18 protein-coding genes are annotated in these 24155 nt (G+C 56.8%); 16 read left to right on the top strand and 2 right to left on the bottom strand.

The window, feature by feature from the left end; genetic code table 11:
* Positions 1-2 precede the first annotated feature (2 nt).
* From ACTNBZ_RS09210 to ACTNBZ_RS09160, 11 genes are all read left to right on the top strand, one after another.
* On the top strand, positions 3-4706 hold the full coding sequence (locus tag ACTNBZ_RS09210; protein WP_441209369.1) for a SpaA isopeptide-forming pilin-related protein: 4704 nt from the start codon (positions 3-5) through the stop codon (positions 4704-4706).
* A gap of 169 nt (positions 4707-4875) precedes the next feature.
* The gene (locus ACTNBZ_RS09205) at positions 4876-5247 is read left to right on the top strand and encodes a hypothetical protein (RefSeq protein ID WP_441209368.1); all 372 of its coding nucleotides are present in this window, start codon (positions 4876-4878) and stop codon (positions 5245-5247) included.
* Positions 5248-5283: 36 nt separating this feature from the next.
* Positions 5284-7500, top strand: a complete 2217-nt coding sequence (locus ACTNBZ_RS09200) for a hypothetical protein (protein ID WP_441209367.1) — start codon at positions 5284-5286, stop codon at positions 7498-7500.
* A complete protein-coding gene (locus ACTNBZ_RS09195) occupies positions 7490-8848 on the top strand; it encodes a hypothetical protein (RefSeq protein ID WP_441209366.1) in 1359 nt (452 codons plus the stop codon). The genes ACTNBZ_RS09200 and ACTNBZ_RS09195 overlap by 11 nt, the downstream gene beginning before the upstream one ends.
* Before the next feature lie 15 nt (positions 8849-8863).
* Complete coding sequence (locus tag ACTNBZ_RS09190) at positions 8864-9133, top strand: hypothetical protein (RefSeq protein WP_441209365.1); 270 nt, start codon at positions 8864-8866, stop codon at positions 9131-9133.
* On the top strand, positions 9123-9428 hold the full coding sequence (locus tag ACTNBZ_RS09185) for a hypothetical protein (protein WP_441209364.1): 306 nt from the start codon (positions 9123-9125) through the stop codon (positions 9426-9428). Before ACTNBZ_RS09190 ends, ACTNBZ_RS09185 begins: the two co-directional genes overlap by 11 nt.
* Positions 9425-10114, top strand: a complete 690-nt coding sequence (locus tag ACTNBZ_RS09180) for a hypothetical protein (RefSeq protein WP_441209363.1) — start codon at positions 9425-9427, stop codon at positions 10112-10114. The genes ACTNBZ_RS09185 and ACTNBZ_RS09180 overlap by 4 nt, the downstream gene beginning before the upstream one ends.
* Positions 10111-12084 carry a VirB4 family type IV secretion system protein gene (locus ACTNBZ_RS09175; RefSeq protein ID WP_441209362.1) on the top strand — a complete coding sequence of 658 codons (1974 nt, stop codon included), beginning with the start codon at positions 10111-10113 and terminating at the stop codon, positions 12082-12084. The genes ACTNBZ_RS09180 and ACTNBZ_RS09175 overlap by 4 nt, the downstream gene beginning before the upstream one ends.
* Positions 12081-12767: a hypothetical protein gene (locus ACTNBZ_RS09170; RefSeq protein ID WP_441209361.1), complete on the top strand. Its 687-nt coding sequence runs from the start codon at positions 12081-12083 to the stop codon at positions 12765-12767. Before ACTNBZ_RS09175 ends, ACTNBZ_RS09170 begins: the two co-directional genes overlap by 4 nt.
* A 332-nt stretch (positions 12768-13099) precedes the next feature.
* The gene (locus ACTNBZ_RS09165; protein ID WP_441209360.1) at positions 13100-14140 is read left to right on the top strand and encodes a hypothetical protein; all 1041 of its coding nucleotides are present in this window, start codon (positions 13100-13102) and stop codon (positions 14138-14140) included.
* On the top strand, positions 14106-16226 hold the full coding sequence (locus ACTNBZ_RS09160; protein ID WP_441209359.1) for a VirD4-like conjugal transfer protein, CD1115 family: 2121 nt from the start codon (positions 14106-14108) through the stop codon (positions 16224-16226). The genes ACTNBZ_RS09165 and ACTNBZ_RS09160 overlap by 35 nt, the downstream gene beginning before the upstream one ends.
* A 46-nt stretch (positions 16227-16272) precedes the next feature.
* Here ACTNBZ_RS09160 and ACTNBZ_RS09155 read toward each other — a convergent pair whose 3' ends face one another.
* Positions 16273-17496: an ATP-binding protein gene (locus ACTNBZ_RS09155; protein ID WP_441209358.1), complete on the bottom strand. Its 1224-nt coding sequence runs from the start codon at positions 17494-17496 to the stop codon at positions 16273-16275.
* A 295-nt stretch (positions 17497-17791) separates the two neighbouring features.
* On the opposite strand from ACTNBZ_RS09155, the gene ACTNBZ_RS09150 reads away from it, so the two are divergent.
* The 5 genes from ACTNBZ_RS09150 (at position 17792) to ACTNBZ_RS09130 (ending at position 23474) form a co-directional block, all read left to right on the top strand.
* Complete coding sequence (locus ACTNBZ_RS09150) at positions 17792-18802, top strand: replication initiator protein A (protein WP_441209357.1); 1011 nt, start codon at positions 17792-17794, stop codon at positions 18800-18802.
* A 5-nt stretch (positions 18803-18807) separates the two neighbouring features.
* On the top strand, positions 18808-19350 hold the full coding sequence (locus tag ACTNBZ_RS09145) for a hypothetical protein (protein ID WP_441209356.1): 543 nt from the start codon (positions 18808-18810) through the stop codon (positions 19348-19350).
* A gap of 22 nt (positions 19351-19372) precedes the next feature.
* Positions 19373-20911: a hypothetical protein gene (locus ACTNBZ_RS09140; RefSeq protein ID WP_441209355.1), complete on the top strand. Its 1539-nt coding sequence runs from the start codon at positions 19373-19375 to the stop codon at positions 20909-20911.
* Positions 20912-20985: 74 nt separating this feature from the next.
* Positions 20986-22086, top strand: a complete 1101-nt coding sequence (locus ACTNBZ_RS09135; protein WP_441209354.1) for an anthrax toxin lethal factor-related metalloendopeptidase — start codon at positions 20986-20988, stop codon at positions 22084-22086.
* A gap of 161 nt (positions 22087-22247) precedes the next feature.
* Positions 22248-23474, top strand: a complete 1227-nt coding sequence (locus ACTNBZ_RS09130; protein WP_441209353.1) for an ATP-binding protein — start codon at positions 22248-22250, stop codon at positions 23472-23474.
* Positions 23475-23872: 398 nt separating this feature from the next.
* On the opposite strand, the gene ACTNBZ_RS09125 is transcribed toward ACTNBZ_RS09130, so the two are convergent.
* Positions 23873-24155, bottom strand: a 283-nt coding sequence (locus ACTNBZ_RS09125) for a hypothetical protein (protein WP_441209352.1), incomplete at its 5' end; no start/stop codon positions are given.

The following is a 24155-nucleotide window of genomic DNA, read 5'->3' as shown; positions in this document are numbered from 1 at the left end:
ACATGAAACACATCAAGAATCGTTTGTTATCAGTTCTTCTGGTGCTGGTGACGGTCCTGACGCTGCTTCCTACAACAGCGTTCGCCGCAACCAGTACAGGAACTGGTATCAAAGCGACCACCAACAGTAATTACTGGACCACCCGCCTGCTGACAGATGGGACCCCGTACAGCTACCGGCCTCCCATGGCAGCCGGGAAAATGCTCTATTGCTGCGACCGCGGCTATGGGTATCGCTGGGGGACAGAGTCGTTCCTCAACAGCTATACCTATACCTCTGCCACCGGCGCGGACGCGGATGAAGTGCTGAAAAACGCCCTTGCACTGAGCGGCCTCGGTGAGCTGGACGCCCAGCAGCTGGAGAATGCCAAGTGGATGATGACCTACATTGTAGACTACAAGGGTGAGATCCCGGGCAGTCTCTTCATGGCGCTCCAGACGTACATCTGGGACAATCAGACTTACAAAGGTGGCGGTGATGGCGACATTGACGCCGGCGGCTTCGCGAACGCCGACACCTATGAGACCTACCTCGGTTATATCGACTGGATGCTGGGCCAGAAGGCGAATGAAGATGCCGCATTCCAGAAGCAGATCGAAGAATACGCCGCCCAGGGCAAAGTGGCCACTGTTGTGGAAGATGACAGTGCGAAGTGGGCGGTCTATGCCAGATCCAGCGTGCAGGGCCGGCAGTCTTTCTTCAACTACTACGCTCCCCGTAAACTGGTGGTAACTCCGGCTGAGGCAGGTACTCCTGAAGAGCCCCCTGCCGGCGATGCTGATATTACATTGAAAAAGGTTGAGGCTGGTACTACCCGCGGCCTTGCGGGGGCCAGGTTCCTGATTTACCGTGACGGTCAGATCGTCGGCAGTGATGTGACGAACAGCCAGGGCATCATTGAGGTCAACGATGTCACCAAAGGCCTGTGGAGCTTCGTGGAAACGGACGCCCCCGACGGGTTCTGCTGTGACCACACGCCCATCAGTGTATATGTAGACACTACGGATGGAGATAAGCAGTACACTGTAACAGCAGAGAATCATGCACTGCCCAGCCTGAAAATCACGAAATCCGACGCGCAGACCTATGCGAAGGTCAAGGCCACCTTCCTGGTGGAATCCCTGACCGGCAACTACTCCACCACCGTTACCGTAGATGGAGAGAAGGTCCTCCAGGACCTCCAGCCGGGCGTCTACCGGATCACCGAGCAGTCGGTCGAGGAGCCTTACATCAAGACCGGCACCCATCAGGACATCGCTCTGCTGGCCGGAGCCGGAACAGTGGAGGCCAGTTTTACCAACTATCAGAAGCCTGGCTTGGAGATCCTCAAGAAAAATATCGCCAATGGAGACCCCATCGCTCATGTGACCTACAAAATCGAGCAGATCGACGGCAGCTACAGCACAACGGCCACCACGGACAGCAAGGGCCGCATCTTCCTGGATTCTATCCCCGTGGGCAGCTATAAAATCACGGAAATCAATGTGCCCTCCGATGTGATCCTCTGTGACATCCCCCAGGAGATCGCACTGGGTCCCGGTGAGACCAGGACCGTGACGTTCTTCAACGCGGTCAAGCCTTCGTTGAAAATCATCAAGCGATGTGAGATCACCAAGGACCCTATTCCCAACACCAAATTCCGTATCTGGTGGGCATCCGACAATACCACCACCGGTGAGCTGAACGACCTCGGCACATACTATACCGATGAAAACGGCGAGATCATTCTGACGGGCGACGCGCTCGACCGTGGCTGGTACAAGGTGACGGAGGAAGCTCCGGCAGTGGGCTTCGCACCTGCGGATGAGCCGACCCAGGAGTTCTACCTCGCCGGCAATGAAAACGCGGTCAAGATCTGGGAGAACCGTCCTCTCAGCGCATTGGTCATTTTCAAGTACGACGAAAAGACGGGGGCCGCGCTCCAGGGCGCCGAATTCACCGTGCGATACCTGGGCGGCACCTCCGGCACCGGCGGCACGGTGATCGGCACCTACACCACATCAGAAAATGGAACCATCGTGATCACCGGCTGCAAAGCTGGCACCTATGTCGTCGAGGAGACCAAGTCAAGTCCCTATTACTCCATTGACACAGCGCCGCAGACAGCCCTGCTGACCGGCAAGGAACAGGACGTTGTGACGCTGCGGTTCGGGAACCTGCCCTACGGCTCCGTTTTGATCAAAAAGCTGGCGGATGACGCCAATAAAACGCCGTTGGAGGGCGCCACTTTCCTGGTGACCGACGATAAGGGAACCTTCATCGGTACTTCCAACGGTGAGTTCACCACGGATAAATCCGGCTCCATCCAGCTCCCCAAGCTGCCTGCCGGCACCACCGTCGTGGCAAAGGAAATCCGGGCTCCGGAGGGCTACGCACTGGACAGCACCCCCCAGACCATCACCGTTCAGGCAGGTGAGGCTTCCCAGCTTGTCTTTTATGACAAGCCCCTCTGCAACCTTACCATTTTGAAGCGGGACGCCGTCACGAAAAAATTGCTCGCCAATGCGGAATTTATCGTGAATGACAGCACCGGGACGCCGATTGGCCCCAACAACGGCCACTATATCACCGGGTCTGACGGCACTGTGACCGTCACCGGGCTCCAGCCCAATTCCACCGTCATCGTGTCGGAGGACAAGGCCCCGACCGGGTACATCAAGGATACGATGCCCCAAACCATTGTGGTGAAAAGCGGGGTCCCCAACAGCCTGACCTTCGACAACGAGCCCAGCTCTACCCTCATCATCCATAAGTATATCTCAGGGACCGAGAATGAACCGCTGGCCGGGGTCTGTTTCAAGGTGACAGATGGCAGCGGCGCCGCTGTGGGACCGGATGACGGCGTCTATTATACCGACAAGGCGGGCGAGATCGTCCTCACCGGATTGGAACCCGGCACCACCGTCATCGCCCGTGAAATCAAAACAGTGGACGGGTTCGTACTGGACGGCACGCCCCAGGACATTCTGATCAAGGCCGGCGAGGTACAGAATCTGACCTTCTGGAACAAGCGCCAGGGTGCTTTGATCATCAACAAGCTCAGTTCTCAGGACCGGAAAACACCGCTTGAGGGCGTGACCTTCAAGATCACCACCGCGACGGGTGAGTTCGTACCCGACGAAGATGGGAAGATCAGCAGCAACGGCCTCTATTACACGGATGAGAACGGACAGATCATTCTCAAAGGTGTCACAGGTACGCTGGTCGTCACCGAGGTATCCAGTATCCCGGGGTACACCATTGACGAGAATACCCGGACGCAGACTGTTGTCGTAAACCCGGAGGACATGCAGAGCCTCTATTTCTACAACCAGCCTGTGGGCGGAGCGGAGATCATCAAAGTCAATGAGGCAGACCGTGATGAGCGAATCCCCAATACCACTTTTGAGATCCGCAGGGTTGGCGATGACGCTCTGGTGGACACCGTGACTACCGACTCCAACGGCAGAGTATTCGTCACCTTGGAAGATGGCAGCTATTACGCAGTCGAGGTGGTGGCCAACAAAGAGTTCAGACTGGACAGCACACCGCATTACTTCACCGTAAAAGACGGCGTCTGTCCGCCAATCACTGTGACCAACCGAAAGCTCAGCGGCATTATCATCCACAAGATCGACAGCCGGACTGAGGAGGGCATCTACGGTGTCAAGTTCGTCCTGTATGACAGCAATAAAAAGCCCATCGGGGAATACACCACGGACGATGAGGGATACATCTACATCGACGATATTCCCGGCGGACTCAGCGGCCGTTTTTATCTGCGGGAGCTGGAGGCTGCGGACGGCTATATTCTGGACAAGGAGTATAAGACCGTCAATGTGAAGCCCGGCAAGACCGTGGAGATCGTATGGGAAAATACTGCTGTGACCGGCCAGATCCAGATTTACAAGTATGCTGCAGAGTACAACACGGTCACCGGAACGGCGCCTGGTACGCCGCTGCAGGGCGCCGTCTATGAGATCATCAACGCCCGGTCCGGCAAGGTGGTAGACTACATCACCACAGACGCTCGGGGCGTCGCTGCCAGTAAGCCCCTGCCCCTGACCCGCTATCAGATCCGGGAGGTCACAGCACCCGCGTACTGGCAGGTGGATTCCACCGTTCATGATGTGACGCTGGAGTATGCCGGGCAGATCATCAAGCTGTCCGCCTACGATAAGCCTGCCTCCCTGGGCGTTTCCATTACCAAGCGGGGCAATGCTGAGGTGCTGGCCGGCAGCCAGATGCGCTATAATATCACGGTTGCCAATACCTCCAATGTGCCTCTGGAAAACTTCTTCTGGCATGACCGGATCCCCACCGATGTGGCCCGGGCCACCGTCCTTACCACAGGCACTTACAGCGCCCGTCTCAACTATCGGATTCTGTATAAGACCAACTATTCCGCCAACTACCAGGTGCTGGCATCCAACCTGCTGACCAGCAACAACTACTCCTTTGCACTCAACGCCATCCCCATGCAGGCAGGCGAGGTGGTGACGGACATCTACTTTGACTTCGGCACCGTGCCGGTTGGCTTCCAGTCTGTGACCGGCCCTACCTTGAGTGTGATGGTGAACGGCACCGCCGTCAACGGCTATCAGATGGTCAACCGTGCCGATGTGGGCGGCAAATACCAGGGTACCTGGCAGACCGCTCAGGCCAACTGGGTGACAATTATCCGTAAGCTCGGCAATACCCCCACCCTGCCTAAGACAGGTTATTAAACCTTCAGCTGTGAGCTGCCCTATTAGGGCAGCTCACACCCTTTTCAGCGTACAACAAAATGGATATGGAGCGGCTGTACGCTTATGCTTTGAGATGGGCTTGCCCTCCATGAGCAGAAAAATGAACGGTACAGCCGTTCTTTTTTCGTGCCCAAGGAGGAATTGCCTTATGAAAAAGAAACAGTTTTGGGAGCGGCTTGGCTCCCATATGCCCCGGATGTATGTTCAGGTCATGCTTGTTGTTCTCACCCTAACCGTATTGACGGTTCCTGCCTTTGCCGTGGATGACATGTGGACGGTGGCGAATCGGATCATTGTGGACGTCTACACGAAGATCGTGGGAATCAGCACGGTACTCGCCGGCCTCATGTCCGCCGTAGCGGTCATCGGAGCCAAACTCTCCAACAACCAGCACAAAGTGGATCAGGCCTGGGACTGGCTGAAGCGAATCTGGATCGCCTGGGCCATCATCAACGGCATCGGCGCCTTTATCGCATATGTCGCTCCGCTGTTCAGCGGCCTGGCCACGCTGACTCCGTGATGAAAGACAGCTCTGGCGGAGAGGAGGTGTCCGCGTTTGCTTGAGCTGATCTTTCAGGGGTTTATGGAATGGGCGTATAGCCTGACACTGGAGTGCTGGCAATACTTCTCCTCAGCTCTGCTGGATATTATGAGCCTGGATTTTGCTTACTTGAAAACCCATGTCCCCGTCATCGGCGACATTATGCAGATCCTTCTGGCCGTGGGCTGGGCGCTGCTGATCGGCAACCTGGTATTCCAGGCGCTCAAAAGCATGGCGTCGGGCCTTGGCTTTGAGGGAGAAGACCCTAAAATCCTGTTTGCAAGGACCTTCGTCTTTGCGTTTTTGCTGCTCGCCAGCCCGCAGATATGCGAGATAGGATTGAATCTCACGTCAAACATTATTGACCTGCTGGAGATCCCGGACGCGGTCAATGTGGCGCTGGTGGATGAAAGTGTCTTTGGCGCGCTGACCGCCGCATGGCTGTTGGTAATCATTTTCGACATCATTATCATGTTCAAGGTCTTTGGGCTGATTTTAGAGATCGCGGAGCGGTATGTGATTCTCGCCATGCTGACGATTACAGCGCCGCTGGCCTTTTCCATGGGCGGCAGTAAGAACACTTCAGAGATTTTTACAGGCTGGTGCCGGATGTTCGGCAGCATGTGCCTGCTCATGGTTACCAATGTGATATTTTTCAAAATGCTGCTCTCCGTAGTGTCCACCGTTCCCAGCGGCCTTGATGTTCTGCCGTGGATGGTGCTGATCATGGCCATTGTGAAAGTGGCAAAGAAGGCCGACGCCATTATTACCCGTATCGGCCTAAATCCTGCTATCACGGGAGACAGGCTCGGCGGACATGGCCTGCCCGGAATGCTGACCTATGCAGTCGTCCGCACGATGGCACAGCAGATCGTCAAGTCGGCAGGAAAATCCATTGGCGGCAGCAAAGGACGGGGCGGTCAGGCGGCACCGCGCGGCGGAGGTCCCACCGGTCCCAGGACCGGTCCTGCGGCCGGAGGCGCGCATTTCAGCGGCACCGCGGGAACGGCGTCCCGGCCTGCGGGGGCGGCTCAGAACAATCAGCAGACGAACACCGCTCAAACCAGTACCGCCCAATCCTCTCAGACTCAGGGCGGCGCAACAGTGCAGTTTGGCGGGCAGCAGACAGATGCCCGGCAGCAGACCACAAGCGGTGTGACCGGTCAATCGACGGTCAGCTCCGCATTCAGAAATAGTACGACCCGTCGCTCCTCCGTGGCTGCCGGTTCCCGCAGGGGTGCTTCGTTCGTGAGCGGTGCCCAAGGCGGAGCGGCAGGCAGCAAGACTCCCGGAGCTGGGACTGGAGCAACATGGGTGCAGTCCCGTACCGCTGCGGCAGGAACAGGCCGGACACCGGATGTTGAGCGCGCTCCGGACGCCGCAGCAGGTATGCGCGCCGGCGTGGCAGGAACGGGTTCGCCGAAGTCCGGTGTCACCGGTATTCGCACAGGTGCGGTTTCTGGTGATGGCATGGCAGGAACAGCACCTGCTCAGTCCTCCCGGTTTACATCTGTGACCACGCAGCGGGTAAGCGGGGGCCGCGTGGACAGCCGTGTAACGGCGTCTGAGCAAAACAGCATTTCCGTGGGTCAGCCCGGCCAAGCGCGCAGCGGCCCGGGCACAGCAGACCAGTCAAAACATACGGAGCGTCGTCAGTCTCCGGCAGCGCAGGGAAAAAGTGCGGCTGCGGGTGCTCCCGGCGTGACGCGTTATACGAGCCGCCCAGATGCGCCGCCCGCACGAAGCGGTGCGGTAGCAGCGGCACCTTCTGGGCAGAGCGCAGCTTCCATCACCACTACGGGCGCCAAGACGGCCCCTGCCAGGCCAACCCCCGGCGCAGCTGTGCCTGCCGGTGAGGTGCGGCAGACCTCCGGCGGTGAACGGCACGGCAGGAATGGCCGGCAGACGGGTAGTGGTTCTTATACAGAGGGCCATACACCTACGGCACGGCAGGAACGTCCGGTGAGTGGTACCAGGGCCGCACCCAGGGCGGCAAGCCCGGCAACCCGGACCGGCATGGCAGGAATGGCCTCGCTTACGGATAAGGGTGGACAGGCACGGCAGACATCCCGGAATCAGGCAGCTGGCTCCAAGTCCACTACGACCGGCACAGGTGCGTCCGGCGGGAAAAAGGCTGCTTCTTCCGCCACGGTACAGCAGTTAAAGGGGCGTTCCGGTACCCGGAGAAATGACCGCAGACCGAGAAACGGGGGCGCAAAGGATGGCAAGTAACGATCATTCCCGTTCAGCAGCCCAGACGGCGGCTGACCTTGCCCGCCTTGCAAAAGTAGTCTACAACATTGTTAAAGCAGCGTTGGCGGCGGGGCTCAAGGGCGCCGCCGCTGCTGCAGCCCGAGAAACACTGCCCTTACTTGTCAAAGCGGCTTTGGGTGTCCTGATCGCCATACTGCTGATCCCAATGCTCATTTTTACGGCTCTGCCCAATATGTTTTTCGGCTACGGCAGTTCTGGAACGGACGTGATCGCCAATATGACGCAGCAGGCTATGACTGTTGGTGGGGCCTACATGAGCCTGGAGGATTTCGAGAAAAGTCAGATCGATTCCATCGTCACCAGCATCGTGGCTGACTACGAGGAAGATGGTACGGTCATCGACAGGATCGAGGTGGAGAGCTCTTTCGATGAGGAGGACCTTCTCTGGTTCATTGCCATCAACTCTGTGGCCCATCAGCAAGACCTCGATGACATGAGCGCAGAGGATATTCGTTCCTTCAGTGTATCGCGCTTGAGCTACACGCCCTCGCTGTTGTCATCTGGAGGCGAAGGCCCTATTGTGACCACCCTGAAGGTGAGCGTCAAGAAACTGGAGCCGGACAAGCTGATGGATCAGTTGGGCTTTGATGATGACGCCAGGACTTGGGCAGGCGCGTTGTATGAAACGCTCCTGGAGAGCAACGCGCTGACGAAATATGCCGACCAGTTTGAGGCGTACCGTCCGGATTACAGCGGAGACAGTTCCTATTCCGGCGGCGTCGAATACGGCTCCGGCTACGATAATGAGATCGACATCTCCGGGTTTGTCAGCCCGGACACCAAAAACAATCTGGACCTTGCCGCCTATGCCATCCAGGCCTGGGAAAACAACTGGGGCTACGTCTGGGGCACTTACGGAAATATCCTGACACAGTCCCTGTTTGAATACAAACTGGAGCAATATCCCGATGGCGTGGGCAATTACAAAGATTTTATTGAGGAGCATTGGCTTGGCCGCCGAACCACAGACTGCGTGGGGCTGATCAAGGGCTACGGCTGGCTTGATACATCCAGTATGAGTATCCGCTATGCCACCAATGGGATGCCCGACTACGGCGCCAATCAGATGTACCAGGCCGCAAAGAACGCCGGGGTAGCCGGCGTGGATTACGGCGATATGGACACCATGCCGGAGATCGTGGGGCTGGCCGTCTGGAAAGAGGGCCATATCGGCGTCTATATCGGCGGCGGCTATGTTGTCGAGGCTATGGGAACGAAAAAGGGCGTTGTGAAAACGGAGGTGGAAGGGCGCGGCTGGGAAGGCTGGTGCAAGCTGCCTTATATCGACTACTTTGAAGAAGACTGAAAGGAGGATTGCTGCGTGCAAGTACGAAAAATGCGATTGCTGCGCCACAAATACGGAATCTCAAATCCGGACCTGAGCCGCATATGCGGCCTCTCACCCCAGCGCATTAGCGAGATCGAGCTGAGCGGCGAGGAACTGGCACCGGGCCCCAAGAGGAAGCTCCTTCACGCGTTCCATACAATCGCCGAACAGCGGCAAGCGAGTGCCATGGCTCTTTGTGATGATCTATCCCGCCACGAGAACAGCTTGTTTGACACCGTGGAGGAATCCGATTATGAACTATGACGTCTATCATATCCCGGTGAATTTCACCGATGCGGGCCGCCTTTTTGGCCTGTTTGAGATCCGCAACGCCATTGAAACGGTGCTGCTTACGCTGCCGGCACTGTTTGCCTGTATCGCATTTCTGCCGTTGGCTCTCACACCCAAGATCATCACCACGATGGTCATTGTAGTGCCGCTGGGCGGCTTTGGCCTTGTAGGGATCAGCGACGACAGTCTGACCCGCTGGCTCTCCAGCTGGTGGCGGTGGCGGAAACGGCGGCGGTTGATGCTTTATCGAGGGGAGGCTAAGAATTGAATCTCAAGGAACTGATTTTTGGCGGCGCAGTCAGGAATGCCGGCGGTGTTGGCGGTGCGTACCGCGACAGCATCCAGGCGTGGCTGCCCATTAAAAACATTATTGGCGGTGTGGTGGTGACGAAGGACAACCGCTTCATCAAAGTCTGCGAGGTGCTGCCGGTCAACTTCTACCTGAAGTCACCGGCTGACCAAGAGAATATCATCATATCCTTCGCGTCTTATCTGAAAATCGCACCCAATACGCTGCAGATCATGGTCCGCACACAAAAAGCGGATATGGCGGACTATGTTGCCCGGATGCGGTCTTATGCCGAGGCGGAGGAGAACGAAAAGTGCCGGGAGATGATCGAGGACAACATTGCGGAGGTGGGCTGGCTGGGTTCCAGTTCAGCCATCACACGCCGCTTTTTCCTGGCCTTTCAGTATGAGCCTCAGATGAAGGCCAAACGCAACACCGTCCGCGCCATCGCGGATCGGCTGAATGAGGAGGCTGATACGGCCCGGCGCTATCTGGATGTCTGTGGCCTGGAGGTGCTGGAGCCGCGCTATGCTGACAATATGGTGCTGGAGCTGTTATATGAGATCATCAACAAAAAGACCAGCCGGCGGGTCAAGCTCCCTCCTGGGGTATTTGATATGACAACGGCTGTGCATGGCCTGTATGAAACGGAGGACAGCCAATGAGTAAGGACAAAAAGACCAAGGCGCCGCCGGCCAAGCGTTCGCCGGCCAAGAAAGAAGCTCCCCCCAAAAAGGGCGAGGGGGATATGCCGGAAAAGCAGCCTCTCTTAAAAAAGCTGCTGTTCGGCGAGGAAAAGCCGGACCTCACTGAGCTGGAAGCTGGCTCCACCACCATTCTGGATATTTTGTCCCCCACCGCGGTGGATACCAAAAGCCGTGACTACATTGTAGTGGACGGCATTTTTCATGCCTATCTCTATGTGACTGGCTACGGCTATTCCACTACTGTCGGCAACGGCTGGCTCTCGCCGCTGGTAGAGGCCGGCGAGGGCGTCAGCCTGAATTTCATCATCAAGCGGCAGCCCAAGGATAAGACCCTCTCCAAGATCGCACAGACCACCATGATCAACCGCTCCCGGATGCGGGATGTGGGCGACACCCGTCAGGACTACGAGGAGCTGGACAGCGCCATCGCCTCCGGCCTTTATCTGAAGGACGTTATGAACCGTCAGGGCGAGGACTTCTACTACATGCACACGCTCATTGAGGTCACGGCGGAAGACCCCGAGACCCTGGAGCAGCGTGTGACGGCAGTGGAGACCCTGTGCGTTTCGGTGGATATGATCGCCCGGCGCTGCGATTATAAACAGGAGCAGGCGTTCCTCTCTACGCTGCCTGTTCTGGCTCTTGACCCGGATGTGGAGCGCAAATCCCGTCGAAACGCGTTGACCTCCGGCGTGGCCGCTTCATTCCCCTTTGCCTCTTATGAACTCAGCGATAAAAACGGCGTGTTTCTCGGACTCAATATGTATAACAAGACGCCGGTGTTCCTGGACCCCTATGATGACTACAAGTACACCAACGGAAACTGGTGGATCGGCGGCTCCTCCGGCGCGGGCAAGACCTTTACGCTGCTCTCCCTGGGTGGCCGTCTGCGGCAGCAGGGGCGGCAGGTCATTTACATCGTTCCCAAGAAAGGCCACGAGTTCCGCCCCCTCTGCGAACAGATCGGCGGACAGTTTATCCGTCTGGCCCCGTCCTCCAAGGACTGTATCAACATCATGGCCATCCGGCGCACTTCTCTGGACGCCTATTCCGGCCTGCGCAGCTTGACGGCCCGTGACGACTCCGTACTGGCCGACAAGATCTCCCGGCTCATCATCTTCTATTCTCTTCTGAAAAAGGATCTCAGCGACGAGGACAAGAACTATCTGGACGCCTCTCTGGTGGAGTGCTATCAGCGGTTCGGCATTACCTTTGACAACGCCTCTCTCTATGATGAGGGCGGGGAGCTGAAGGAAATGCCCACGATCCCGGACTGGTACGAAACCCTCTGCGCGAAACCGGAAACGAAGCACCTCTCCGTGGTGCTGACCCGGTTTGTCACCGGCTCCGCAGCCTCCATGGGCGGCCAGACCAATGTAGACACGAATAACAAATTTATCGTTCTGGACACCTCCGGAATGCCAGAGGATATGACGCTGCCCGGCATCTTCTGGGCCACCGATTTTGCGACCGACCTCATACTCGGTGCGGGATCGTCTCTCTCGGCGCTTATCGCCGACGAGTTATGGTCCCTGGTGGGCGCCAGCTCCAATCCGCTGGCAGCGGGGTTTGTGCTGGAGATGGTGAAAACCATACGCGGCCTGGGAGGCATTGCGGTGACTTCCACACAGGGAATGCAGGACCTGTTTGGCTTGGAGGGCGGCAAATACGGCAAGGGTATCCTCGACTCCAGCCGCATCAAGCTCATCATGCAGATGGAGGAGCAGGAGGCACGGCTCATTCAGGATGTTCTCAATCTCTCGGAGGATGAGGTACGCCAGATCACCCGCTTCCGGCGGGGCGAGGGGCTTCTGTGCATTGGCTATAACCATGTGCCGATCGCGTTCCACGCCTCTCAGCGGGAGTATGATGCCATTACCACCTCACCCACGGACCTTCACAGGAGAATACTGGAGGAGCAATCATGACGGACCTGAAAAAGGATATGACCCGGATCCAGACCCTGGTGGGCGACGCATTCAACGCCACCGGCGGGCTGGTGGCTCTGGCAGACGGCGGCACTATGAGTCCGGTGAAGCTGCAGCAGACGCTGGAAAAGACAGTGGGTGAGTTTGAGAAGTCTGTGCTGGAACTGAGGGTGCTTTGCGAAAAGTACAGTCCCGGCGCGGGCGGATACCGTAAGCGCTCCGCCCCATTCCAGGAGGTCACCGGTTATGCGGAGAAACTGGGATACCGGTGGCTGCACATACAGCTCAACACTCTTCTGCCTCATTGCCGTTACCAGACCCCTGCGTGGCTGTCGGATACCATTGGGCGGCTGCTGGATGACTTTGAGCGGCGGGGCAACGAGATCCCCTATTTCCGGGACCGGGCTTTACTCGTGATTGACGAACACAGTGATGTGGGCGGGCGAAAGGTATTCGACCAGGACAACAAGGGATGGAAAGCCGTGTGCAACGCTCTCAAGGGCAGAGCGATCCCCGATGATGACCAGTACACCCTCGCCGTGACGCTGCTTTCTACCCGCAGTACAGAGAACGTCTGCCACATGACCCTTCTGGACCTTCAGGACGCCTCGGATTTCTTTGCCCTGCACTCTGGGGATTACGCCACGGTGAGCATTTACGGAAGGCTCGACGCCATCAGATAAAGTGCGTTTTGGCCTTCATTTGGACCGGGCTGGAAATTGCGAAAAAACAGATGCCCTTTGGAACCCGTAAAACCCAGAAAGCGCAGGGATTTTTCCACACTGCCGACGGCATCAGAAAAAAGGAAAATCTGACATCTACGGGGGGCTATCAGTTTTCAGTGAAAAAAGCCCGGTGGGAAACGCCGAAATCGTACTTGCGCCGGAAACGGTGCAAGGGCGGTTTCGGCGTTTCGCAGGAACCGGGAAAGGAGTGATGTGGTATTCTGCTGAGCGTTCGAGATGTAGACGTCCTGCGGCTTCTTCGATGGTGCCGCTTTATCGCGCCGGCAGCCTTGACGGAAATCTTTTCTCAGACGGAACTTCAGAACCTTGTCGGTGCAGGTCTTATCAAGAAGCACGGCGGGAGCGGCGCCTATATCCTCACGGGAAAAGGAAATAAGCTGCTCGACGATGCCTTTGTGAGTGACATTCTCCCTTACATCCAGCGGTCATACCGGGACGCCGACATTCAAAGGCGACTCAATATCGCAAGCCTGCTGCTCACCTTTTATCGCTCCGGCGCCGATGTGTTCACAACGGGCATTGATGCCCTGGGGCAAGGACCCGGGATCTTTCTTCCGTCCAACACCCGCGGCCGCGGAGCCAATCCCTGGGCCAATACCCGTATCGCAGCTGTGGCCAGCATGGAGGGAAGTGTCTACGCGATCCATCACATTCGTTCCGACAACGGCAAATTGCTCTTTGCGGACGAACTGGCTGCTTTTTCCCGGAACACTGCCCGGATGCAAGCAGGACGCCAGGCGTTTCTCTTTGCCGGCGAAAGCTACGCTGAGATCCTTTCTGAGCTGGAGCACAGAGAGGACAGCCCCGGCGACCGCCTGATCGGCTACGGTGAGGCGTACCAACGGCTGCGTATGGACGCCCATCTCGTCACCTGTGACACTACCGGCGCCCTGCAGCTTGCCATCATGGCAAGACCTGACTACCGAAGGCGTTTGACGCGCCTTGCCGTACAATCGAAATTCGTCCCACCGCCGGAGGACTTCCCGGGGTGCGACGCCTTTTATGAGGGCGCGCCCTTTCTTCTGGCCGCGGACATGGACCTGCGGCGGATCGACGCCGCCATTCAAACTGCATATGAGAGGGGGTGTTATCCTGTTGTTCTCGCAGCCTTGGCCGGGCAGGCTGAGGCTGTTCTTTATGCCCGCTACCGGGATACCGGGAAGGCACGCGTCTTTCGGTTGACCAATTCGGCGCTGAGGGAGTTCTTCGGAGCCGACGCGCCGCTGTATGCTCCCTCCCACCAGCAGTTTCTGACTGCGAAAGGAGGGGTCATCGATGCCCCGCTTATCCAAGCTCATCGAAAAACTTGAAGACCGCGCCATCAAAAAGTTCGGGCGCTGGTACACCCGGCACAAGGAGAAGCTGCCACTCTATATCCCTCTGGCCCTGGCCGCATGGTACGTCTATGGAATGTTCCTCAACTCCCTTCGGCTTGGAAGGGAGTCCGTCTTTCATCTCTCAGGTGAAACTGTGGAGAGCATCTGGGTGTTCAATCCGTTCAAGAACTGGCTTGCTCCCTTTACCCCTTTTGGCCTGGGCGCCACAGCGGTCTTCGTACTGCTCATCTGCCTGATCACTAAGAAAGGCTATACAAAGCTCTCGGGCTACAAATTCGTCCGGGACAAACGTGGCTTTGATATTCTCCCGGACGGCACCCACGGCACCAGCGGATTCATGGAGCGAAAGGAAATGGAGCGCATCGTGGATGCCGGGCCGCTGGATAAACTGGACGGCACGATTCTCGGCAAACAGAAGGATGACCCGGATGATGACGACAAGTATGCCGACTATGTGGCGCTGAAGAAAAACAGCGGTCTTACGGAGCACACGATCGTGTACGGAAGCACCGGCTCCGGAAAGAGCCGCGGGTATGTAAAACCCATGATCATGCAGTGTGCCAAACGGAAGGACAGCCTGATCCTGGTGGACCCCAAGGGAGAGTTCTATGAGACCATGTCTGGCTTTCTCCGGGATGCGGGTTATGAGGTGAGGCTTTTCAACCTGCTGGATATGGAAAATTCGGACGCGTGGAACTGCCTTGCCGATGTGGACAGCGACCCCAATCTGGTGCAGTCCATCGCGGAGGTCATCATCAACAACACCTCCAACAGCGAGGACCGGCAGGATTTCTGGAGTAAGGCCGAATTGAACCTGCTGGTGGCTTTGATCCACTATGTCAGCCGGCTCAGGGGACCGGACGGCAAGCTGCTGCCGATCCAGGAGCGCAGCCTTGGCGCTATCTACCGCTTACTGTCCTCTGAGAGCTTTCAGAGCCTGGAGGAGATCATGAACGGCCTGCCCAGAGACCACCCGGCAAAAGCTCCCTACGGCATCTTCAAGCTGGCCAACCGTCAGATCTGGGGCAATATCGCCATTGGCCTGGGCAACCGGCTGGCTGTGTTCCAGAATCCCCTGGTGGATAAGATCACCGCCTACAATGAGATCGACCTGACGCTCCCCGGCAGGAAACCCTGCGCTTACTTCTGCGCCATCTCCGATCAGGACAGCAGCCTGGAGTTTTTAAGCTCCCTGTTCTTTTCCCAGATGTTCTCCCGCCTCATGAATTATGCCAGGCGGGAGGGAAAGAGCGGGCGGCTGCCGGTGACGGTCAATGTCTGCCTGGAGGAGTTCTGCAATATCGGCAAACTGGTGGATTTTAAGAAAACCCTCAGTGTGTGCCGGAGCCGCGGCATTTTCTGCCAGCTGATCGTACAGTCCATCTCCCAACTCTCAGACCGCTATGAGCGAAAAGAGTGGGAGGAGCTGATCGGAAACTGCGATGTGCAGATCTGCCTGGGCTGCAACGACCAGATGACGGCAGAGTACATCTCCGATAAATGCGGCTCCATCACGATCCGCGTCAACAATAACCAATTCCCCCTCATGCCGCTGTTCTCTCCGGTCTACAACTCCACGCGGCCATATTCTCAGACCAGGAGTAATACCCAGCGTGCCTTGATGCAGTCGGACGAGGTCATGCGCATGGACAACCGCCAATGCCTCGTCTTGCTGCGGGGACAAAAGCCCATGCTGCTCTACAAGATCATTCCTGACGAGTTCGCGGCATTCCAAAAGCTGCGGTTCACGCCGGTCAGGGAGTATATCCCTCAGTGGCGCAGGGATCTGGAGACTGCGCAGAAAGCACAAAAGGGCCCTGACCGCCCCGAAAAGGCCATTCCCGCGCGGGAAAGTCCCGCCCCTGACATGGCGCCGGTTCCGCCGCCTGCCGCAGCGCCAAAGGCGCCACCTCCAAGTCCGGCGGGGCAGAGCGCAGGCAAGACGGAAATGGAGTACGATTATGAGCTTCTTGCAGACGGAGTGGAACTTGGCATGGTGGAAACACCGCTGGAAGCTGTGCTTGGAGACAACGATGAAGCCGGCAATGGGAAAACGTAAGAGGCACAGGCGATACCTGTGCCTCTTTTGAAAGAGCGGGGATAGGTCATGCATTCAGCAACCAGTCCACAGCATTGCATACTTCGATCCCGTCATAGTTCCCCAGAGTCATGCGATCCAACGTCAGGATCGTCTTGGGGTAATTGTCCCGGATATTCTTCAGCGGCGTGATCTCACGCTCGAAGGTGGTGGGGTCCAGAAGTGTCGCGGTGACCTGAAAATACTGATAGCGGTCATCCTTCTTTGCCACGAAATCAACCTCCGTATTACCGACCTTGCCCACATTCACCGTAAAGCCCCGCCGCAGCAATTCCAGATACACCACGTTTTCCAGGGAGAAACCGAGGTCGTAGTCCCGCCTTGCCAGCAGATGCCGCCGGATGCCCAGATCCACGATATAGAGTTTCTGTTTCATTTTCATGAGCTGCTTACCGGCAATGTCGAATCTCTCAGCGGGGTAAAAGACGAAGGCCTCCGTCAAAACCTCGATATAGTCTGCAACCGTGTTCTGCGATACCTTTCGGCCGGAGGAGGTGATATAGTCCGCGATGCTCTTGTAGGAGATCGGACTTCCCACGCTCCCGGCCAGGAACTTTGCAATGGCCTTCAAAAGCGCGATGTCTGTCACCTTTCGTTTGTTGGGGTCCGATTCCCGTCTACGCTGCCGGTCTTCGATATCCTTGACGATGATGGTGTTGTAGATCCCCTCCAGGTACATATCGGTCTTTTCCTTGGAGCGGTCCATGGAGGCGATGTAGGGAAATCCCCCGTCCTGCAGAAAAGAGGCAAACAGGGCGTCCTTGTCACTGCCATCCTGCAGCTGGCAGTATTCCCGGAAGGAAAGGGGGAGGATGGAGATCTCCACATAGCGACCCGACAGCAGCGTCGCCAGCTCTCCGGAGAGCATGAAAGCATTGGACCCGGTGATATAGAGATCCACATTCTTTTTGACGTAAAGGCTGTCCACGACCTTTTCAAAGGCAGGTACCTTCTGCACCTCATCCAAAAAGACATAGGTGGTCTTGTCCGGGCAGAGCCACTCCAACAGATACCGATAGAGCCTTTGATAATCCAACAGCTCCTCGTTTTCCAGTTCTTCAAAATTCAAGGAAACGATCTGCCGCTCCTCAATGCCGACGGATCGCAAATACGCCTGATACTGCATCAGCAGCGTGGACTTACCGCAGCGCCGAATACCGGTAACGACCTTGATCACCTGTTCGTCCTTCCAGAGCGTCAGCTTCTTTAGATACTCCGTGCGCTCGACCATACATACCCCTCCTGACCTTGATCTGTGACCATTATAGTATAACCCGGTGCCAAATGCAAACAAATTTACCGAAATCGGAAATTATATAGATATTTCGACAAACTTTTCCGAAAATAGATAGTAACCCGTTAGAAAACGGAAGATGAAGGCAAAGCGCATCGACCGCAGGGACACAGCTCGCCCTGTATCCTGAGAAGAAGATGCAATGCACGAGCTGTTTCCGCCAGCTTTTATGACCGCACATGAAACAAGCCAAATAAGGGCGGTGGAGAATGATAAAAAGGAGGTATTTCCCATGAGGGCAGCAAAGATGAAAGACCGGCCCGGCTTCTTGCTGATGAAGCAGTCGGATGTCCAGAGCATCTATTACATGCAGATGCCGCGATGGCTGTTTTCCGATCCCCGCTATGCGGATATGAGCCTGGACGCCAAGGTGGCCTATACCTTTTTGCTCAACCGCTTTCAGCTCTCCCGCAGGAAGGGCTGGGTCAATGACTTCGGCGAGGTGTTTGTGATCTTCCCGCGCCTGGCCCTGGCAAAGGAGCTGCGCATCTGCGAAAAGCGGGTCACAGCCGCTTTCCGCCTATTGGCGGAGCGGCAGCTGATCTGGGAAAAGAGGTGCGGCCGGGGCGATGCCAACCAGATCTACCTCGCCAAGGTAGAGCCCCGGGACGACCCGGACTATCAATGCGCGCCCTTTATTTCCGAGGAGGAAGACCAGGGCGGTTCAAGAACCGCCGATATGGAGGTTCTTGAAGCCGTGGAGGAAACACAAGAACCGCCGATTTGGCGGTTCCAGAACGGCGGGGAAGGCGGCTGCAGAACCGCGCAACCGGCGGCTGCAGAACCGCGGGATCTGCGGCCAAGTAAGAAAGAAAAAAGAAAGAACGATCTCAGTCAGAAAGAAGTCAGTCAGTCTGTCCCGCGCGTGACCGCGCAGACAGACGGACAGACGGACGAGGAAGAAGAGCTCATGGACATCCTGGATGCCTGTGAGCTTGATTGTTTTTCGCCGGAGACCGCCAGGGTGTTTGAAAACGCCATTGAGCGGCTTTTCTACTCGGATAGCTTTCGCATCGGCAACGCGACGCTGCCGAAATGCCGCGTCCGGGCAAAGCTCCGCCTGCTGGATGGGATGATCCTGCGGGAGGCGGAAGGTAAGCTGGCGGCCAACCTGGAGCAGAACGTCAAGAACTCCACGGCCTACACCATGGCCACCATCTTCAACTGCATCGCCGAGGGTGAGAGCGACCTCATGGTAGACCCCTATCTCAACAGTCTGCGCGCTCCGCCGGCAAGGAGGTGATCAATATGCTGATTTCCAAACAGCAGAAATTCATGCTGGACGTCCTGGGACGGCTCGGCTGCGTGCGAAAAAGGCAGCTGACGGCGCTTTTGGAAAGGGCGTTCTTCCCGGAAGGGAAAACGGCGCCGCCAGGGTTTGTGGACACGCTATTTCGTCAGCTGCGCTACGGAAACATTGACCTGCGTGCGGAGGAAGATGTGATCTTCCTGCCGGGTAAACGTCCGAACGCCCGTCTTCTGGAGGCCATCGACGTCATGCTGGAGTTATCCGATGCCCGTCCGCTGGACTACTGGACCGATGAAAAGGAGCCTGTTCTGCTCCGATTCTCCGTAGACGGCAGACGCGTCAGCTTGTTTGCCGTGCTGCACGCGGACAGCTTCATGGGCGCTGATGTACGGGCTCCTCCCGCATTCGGCCCCACAGTGCGGCTCGTCATCCTGTTATCCGGAGAGAGCATTCCCCCGGCTCTGCCGGTCCCCAACACACAGTTTTACGCCCTGCGGCAAAAAGACGGGTCCCACCGCTTTTTTTCGCGGGAAAACACCTGAATGAGCAAGGAGGTATCAGACTATGCCGAAGAAGAAAGTGACCCCTGTAAGCGACCAGGTCCCGGAGCCCCAGCCCCTGCCCGGCGCTGATGCTGTAGCGGAGGTCCTGGACACCGCTGAAGCAAGTGCCCCTGCGGAAAACCCTGCCGTGGAGGCGGAGACTGCCCCCGCAGATGCTCCAATCGCGGTGAGAGACAACGAGGAGGATTGGCCGATGGATCCCGCAGATTCGCCGGAGGCGGACGGGATCGGCAGATTTCCGCCCGGTATCCTGCCGCCTGGAGATTTCCCGGAGATCCTGTCCATTGAGCGGGAGACAATGGATGGAGAGGAGCCTCTGGAGCCCTACGGCGAAGAAGGGTCGGGAGCCTACGGCGAGGAAACAGCGGAAGGACCCGATGGGGACTTCCCGGAGAAGAGCGGTGAAGAGGCCGCCTTCCTTGGACGCCCGGACCTGGAGTTCCCGGCGCAGGAACCTCCTCCCCGTTCCGCCGTGCTGCCGGCCCAGCCCCCTGAGCCGCTGGGGATGGATGCGGTGGATGACGCGGCGGCAGGCGATGAAAAGCCGAGGAAAACCCCGGTCAGGGCCAAAGCTGCAAGGCGGGCTGAAGAGCCCAGGGCAGCAGCTGAGGGTGGCGGGTCAACACCGCAAGAGGACGCTGCGAAGAACATCAATGACCGGCAGGCGTTCTTTGATCTGGATTTCCATACGCTGGACCGTGACCTGACGCCGGAGCAGCGCAAGGAGTGGAACTCCATCTACGCCTCTTACCGCGGCCGCAGCGTACTCACAGGAGAGATCGTGGGCATTGACAAGGTGGCCGTCAGTATGCGAAACCGAAGCACCGGTGAAATGGTGCGCCAATTGATGTACTGTGCCGTTGTGATCCCCTACCGTGTCCGTATCCTGATCCCCTCCTCGGAGATGTGGATGAAAGGCGGGGAACGGCCGGACTTCGTTCTCAGGAACATGAGCGGCGCCATCGTTGATTTCGTCATTATCCATGTAGACCGCAAATCCGGCCTTGCGCTGGCCTCCCGCAGGCTGGCCATGGCTGCCCGGCGCTACTATTTCTCCACCTCGCCCTCCCTGAACCGGCCAGGCACCCGCATCCAGTGCCATGTGATGGCCATTGGCCCCCGCCGCTGCCTGGTGGAGTGTTATGGCTACGATATTGACCTGACCCAGCGTGAGATGCGCTATGCGGCGATCCCCGACCTGCGGACGGAGTACCAGAGAGGACAGGAACTGGACTGCATCGTAAAGGAATATGACCGGCGTAGAGGTATGTTAACGGTTTCCGTCAAGGAAACGGAACCCAACCCCTTTGACGGCGCTGAGATGCGCCACCCGGAGGACTCCCGGCGTCAGGCCGTTATCGCGGGCAAGTATGCCGGCGGCGTCTTCTGCAATCTCCCTGACGGCGTAGTGGTCATGTGCAACTATTCCTTCCAGTATGAGGACTCGGAATTTGCCATCGGAGAGCGGGTCATGGTCATGATCCAGCGTTATGACTACGCAAAGAAACAGATCTACGGCAAGATCGTCGCCAAGTGGTGACGGACAAGCGGGGCGGCATTTCTGCCGCCCCGCCTTTTCTTACATGATACGATTGGGAAAGGAATGAAAACCTGATGCGTTCACACTTCAAAAAAATAGGCGTCCTTATGATGGCCCTGGTGCTGACTTTGACGCTGACAGTACCGGCTTTTGCCGCCTCTGAAGCGGGAAGCCGCTTCACCGATGTCCCGGTGGATTCCCCCTGGTTTGAAGGCGTGGAGTACATTGCAGACCGGGGGATCACCGTTGGCACCGGCGAAGGGCGGTATTCTCCTGATTCACCCATCACCGCCAGACAATGGGCTGTGATGCTTTGCAGAGCATATGACAAGACCGATGCGCTGGAGATCCTTGATGGCGAGTTCGGGAAGAACTGCCTGACAGAGAGCTATCGCAGCGGATGGCTGTCCGTGGAAGCCCTCACGGAGCCGGATACCCGGATGTGCCGGGGAGCGCTCTATCAGAGCGCGTTTGCGGTCATTGGGCTGAGCGTTTACGACTACACCCTTTATCCGGGCGGCGAGATCCTTACGCCCTATGAAAACTGTCTCCGAATTGGCGCAGAGCTTGGACTGTGTCCCGACGGGACGGAATCATACGAGATCGTCAGCCGCGGTGAGACTGCCGCACTGCTCCAGACGGTCCTGACCCGGGACTTTGTGATCCAGGAGCCGCCGGTGCTCACCGAGTTTCCCATTGAAAACCGCGAGGGTGTGAATATGAACAGCTATCTGCTGGAGCTGCGCCGTGTCCCGGAGCCGATCCTCTATGAGTTTCAGCGTATGGGCTGGGTCTACATCGTGGATTTTGACTATCTGGCCGATCTGAGCAAGCGGTTTGAAATGAGCTGTATCGGCGCGGCGGATTACAGCGGCAAGAAGATATATGTTTCTGATGCCAAAGCCACATTGCACGAATTCGGCCATTTCCTCGATGGCGCGGTGGGATTCCCTTCCAAGACCAGGAGCTTTTACGCGGATGAGGCCCAGGCTGCTGCTATATTCCTGCGGGACTACTCCCTGACCAACTGCCGGGAATACTTTGCGGACTATTTTGCATATTGGCTGCAAAACCGCGACAATGAGGAAAAAGCTGCCTTGATGAGAGAGCGAACGCCAAAGACCTATGCGTATTTCTGTGAGCTGGCGGATAACAACTGGACGATGCCGAAATAAAGCAGCCATGGTTTAGCAGTTGTCCTTATATCGGTTTTGCGGTATTTTTTTCAATAAGTTGGATATCATGAAATAGGAAATTGCTTTTGGCACTTGCTTTTCATTACAACTTCGAGTAAAATAAAGTCACACTTTAGATTTCTCAAGACGAGGTGTTTGGATTGTACATTAAGCGACATTTGGAGGAGCAGATCCGCAACGCTTCTCAGTACTACCCGGTGGTCATGGTCTGCGGTCAGCGACAGGTGGGAAAATCCACCATGCTCAACCACATCCGTGAACCGGAGCGCCGCTACGTCACGCTGGACGATGGAAACGCCCGCCGTCTGGCATCCACCGATCCTGCGCTGTTCTTTGAGACCTACGGCTACCCGCTTCTCATTGACGAGTTCCAGCGGGTCCCGTCCATCCTGCTGGAGATGAAGAAGATCGTTGATCAGAAGGCGCTGGATGGTGAGGACAACAACGGAATGTTCTGGCTGACCGGCTCACAGAAGTTCAAAATGATGCAGGATGTTGCCGAGTCTCTGGCTGGCCGCATCGCCATCTTCGATATGGCGAGCCTGTCCACGGCGGAGATCGAGGAGCGCCCTGCCGACCTGTTCCACCCCGACCTGAAAACCATCCGAGAGCGTTTGAAGCACTGCAAGCGCAAAAATATCCACGAGGTCTATGAGGACATCTTCCGGGGCGGTATGCCAAAGCTGCGCACCACCGACCTCGACCGTGACCGCTTCTATATGGACTACATCAACACCTACATTGAGCGGGATATCAAGGATCTGGCTCAGGTGGGAAAGCTGAATGAGTTCTATGATTTCCTCGTCTATATGGCGGCGCGCACCGGACAGGAGCTGAAGTACGACGAGATCGCCAGTACCATCGGCGTGTCCGCTCCCACCGCAAAATCCTGGGTGTCCATCCTGGAGCGCTCAGGGATCATCTTCATCCTGCGGCCTTACTACTCCAACATCACCAAGCGGCTGGTCAAGACGCCCAAGGTGTATTTCATGGATACCGGCCTTGCCGCCTATCTCTGCCGCTGGCCCACTGCGGAAACACTGGAGAACGGTGCGATGGACGGAGCGTTCTTTGAGACTTATGTGGTCTCGGAGATCGTCAAGAGCTACTACAACGCAGGTAAGCCCGCTGACCTGTTCTACTACCGCGACATAGACAAGAAGGAGATCGACCTGCTGATCGTTGAGGGGGATAAGATGTATCCCATCGAGATCAAGAAAAGCAAGGAGCCGTCCAAGCCGGATAAAAACTTCGGTGTCCTCCAGCAGTTCAAACTGGATGTTCAGCCGGGGCTCATCCTCTGCATGAGCGACGAACTCATCCCCTACAATCGGGAGTCTTGGTATTGTCCCGTATCCGTACTCTGACCGAGCCTCAAGCGGAGCGGCGGTGTTCACGGTCACGAAAAAATACGCCATATTCAGCTTCAACGGCTGGATATGGCGTGTTTTTGCATGCTCTCATTTCTTTTTCCTGCCCGGGCACGAACGGTTGATATTTGAAAGATAATATGCGATAATTGCTAATAACAGCCGGAAAAAGGGGCGTTTGCATTGCAGGAAGCAGTATACATCACTATTGTGTCTTATGTAGAAAATCAGCTCTGATTGGCAGAAAGGATTCCCTGCCTCTTCGCATGAAGTTCTTTGTATCAGTGAAAATGTACTATAGAAATAATCAACGACCCCGTCTTTCACTCTCCAGCGGATAACCCGCATTTCCCTGTACTGTGAAACAAGGCGGTGACGAGCATGATTTCCGACGCTCATCGCCGCCTTACTTCTCGTTGAACCTGTTGGGTGGTGGTGAGTAGGGACCACATTTCATCAGCAGGCGGCCAAGCCCACGTCCGGTTCCTGAATTCCCAGACGGGATGGCTTTCCTGCCGCTGATTTTTTCTCCAAACTGGGAAAAGGGGGGGGGGGGCGGGCGCCCGCGCCGCCGGGGGGGTTTGTTTTTTTTTTTTTCCGGCGGTTAAAAAAAAAAACCGCAAATTAAATATTTCTATATTGGGTGTCGTGCCGTGTTTTTTTTTTCCCCAAACCCCC

The sequence above is a fragment of the Pseudoflavonifractor sp. HCP28S3_F10 genome (assembly GCF_052065415.1).
Lineage (GTDB): Bacteria > Bacillota > Clostridia > Oscillospirales > Oscillospiraceae > Pseudoflavonifractor_A.
This window is presented reverse-complemented; position numbering and strand designations above follow the sequence as displayed.

Coding starts and splice junctions, on each gene's coding strand:
- ACTNBZ_RS09210 (WP_441209369.1), top strand. CDS start 3: ATGAAACACATCAAGAATCGTTTGTTATCAGTTCTTCTGGTGCTGGTG.
- ACTNBZ_RS09205 (WP_441209368.1), top strand. CDS start 4,876: ATGAAAAAGAAACAGTTTTGGGAGCGGCTTGGCTCCCATATGCCCCGG.
- ACTNBZ_RS09195 (WP_441209366.1), top strand. CDS start 7,490: ATGGCAAGTAACGATCATTCCCGTTCAGCAGCCCAGACGGCGGCTGAC.
- ACTNBZ_RS09185 (WP_441209364.1), top strand. CDS start 9,123: ATGAACTATGACGTCTATCATATCCCGGTGAATTTCACCGATGCGGGC.
- ACTNBZ_RS09175 (WP_441209362.1), top strand. CDS start 10,111: ATGAGTAAGGACAAAAAGACCAAGGCGCCGCCGGCCAAGCGTTCGCCG.
- ACTNBZ_RS09170 (WP_441209361.1), top strand. CDS start 12,081: ATGACGGACCTGAAAAAGGATATGACCCGGATCCAGACCCTGGTGGGC.
- ACTNBZ_RS09160 (WP_441209359.1), top strand. CDS start 14,106: ATGCCCCGCTTATCCAAGCTCATCGAAAAACTTGAAGACCGCGCCATC.
- ACTNBZ_RS09155 (WP_441209358.1), bottom strand. CDS start 17,496: ATGGTCGAGCGCACGGAGTATCTAAAGAAGCTGACGCTCTGGAAGGAC.
- ACTNBZ_RS09150 (WP_441209357.1), top strand. CDS start 17,792: ATGAGGGCAGCAAAGATGAAAGACCGGCCCGGCTTCTTGCTGATGAAG.
- ACTNBZ_RS09145 (WP_441209356.1), top strand. CDS start 18,808: ATGCTGATTTCCAAACAGCAGAAATTCATGCTGGACGTCCTGGGACGG.
- ACTNBZ_RS09140 (WP_441209355.1), top strand. CDS start 19,373: ATGCCGAAGAAGAAAGTGACCCCTGTAAGCGACCAGGTCCCGGAGCCC.
- ACTNBZ_RS09135 (WP_441209354.1), top strand. CDS start 20,986: ATGCGTTCACACTTCAAAAAAATAGGCGTCCTTATGATGGCCCTGGTG.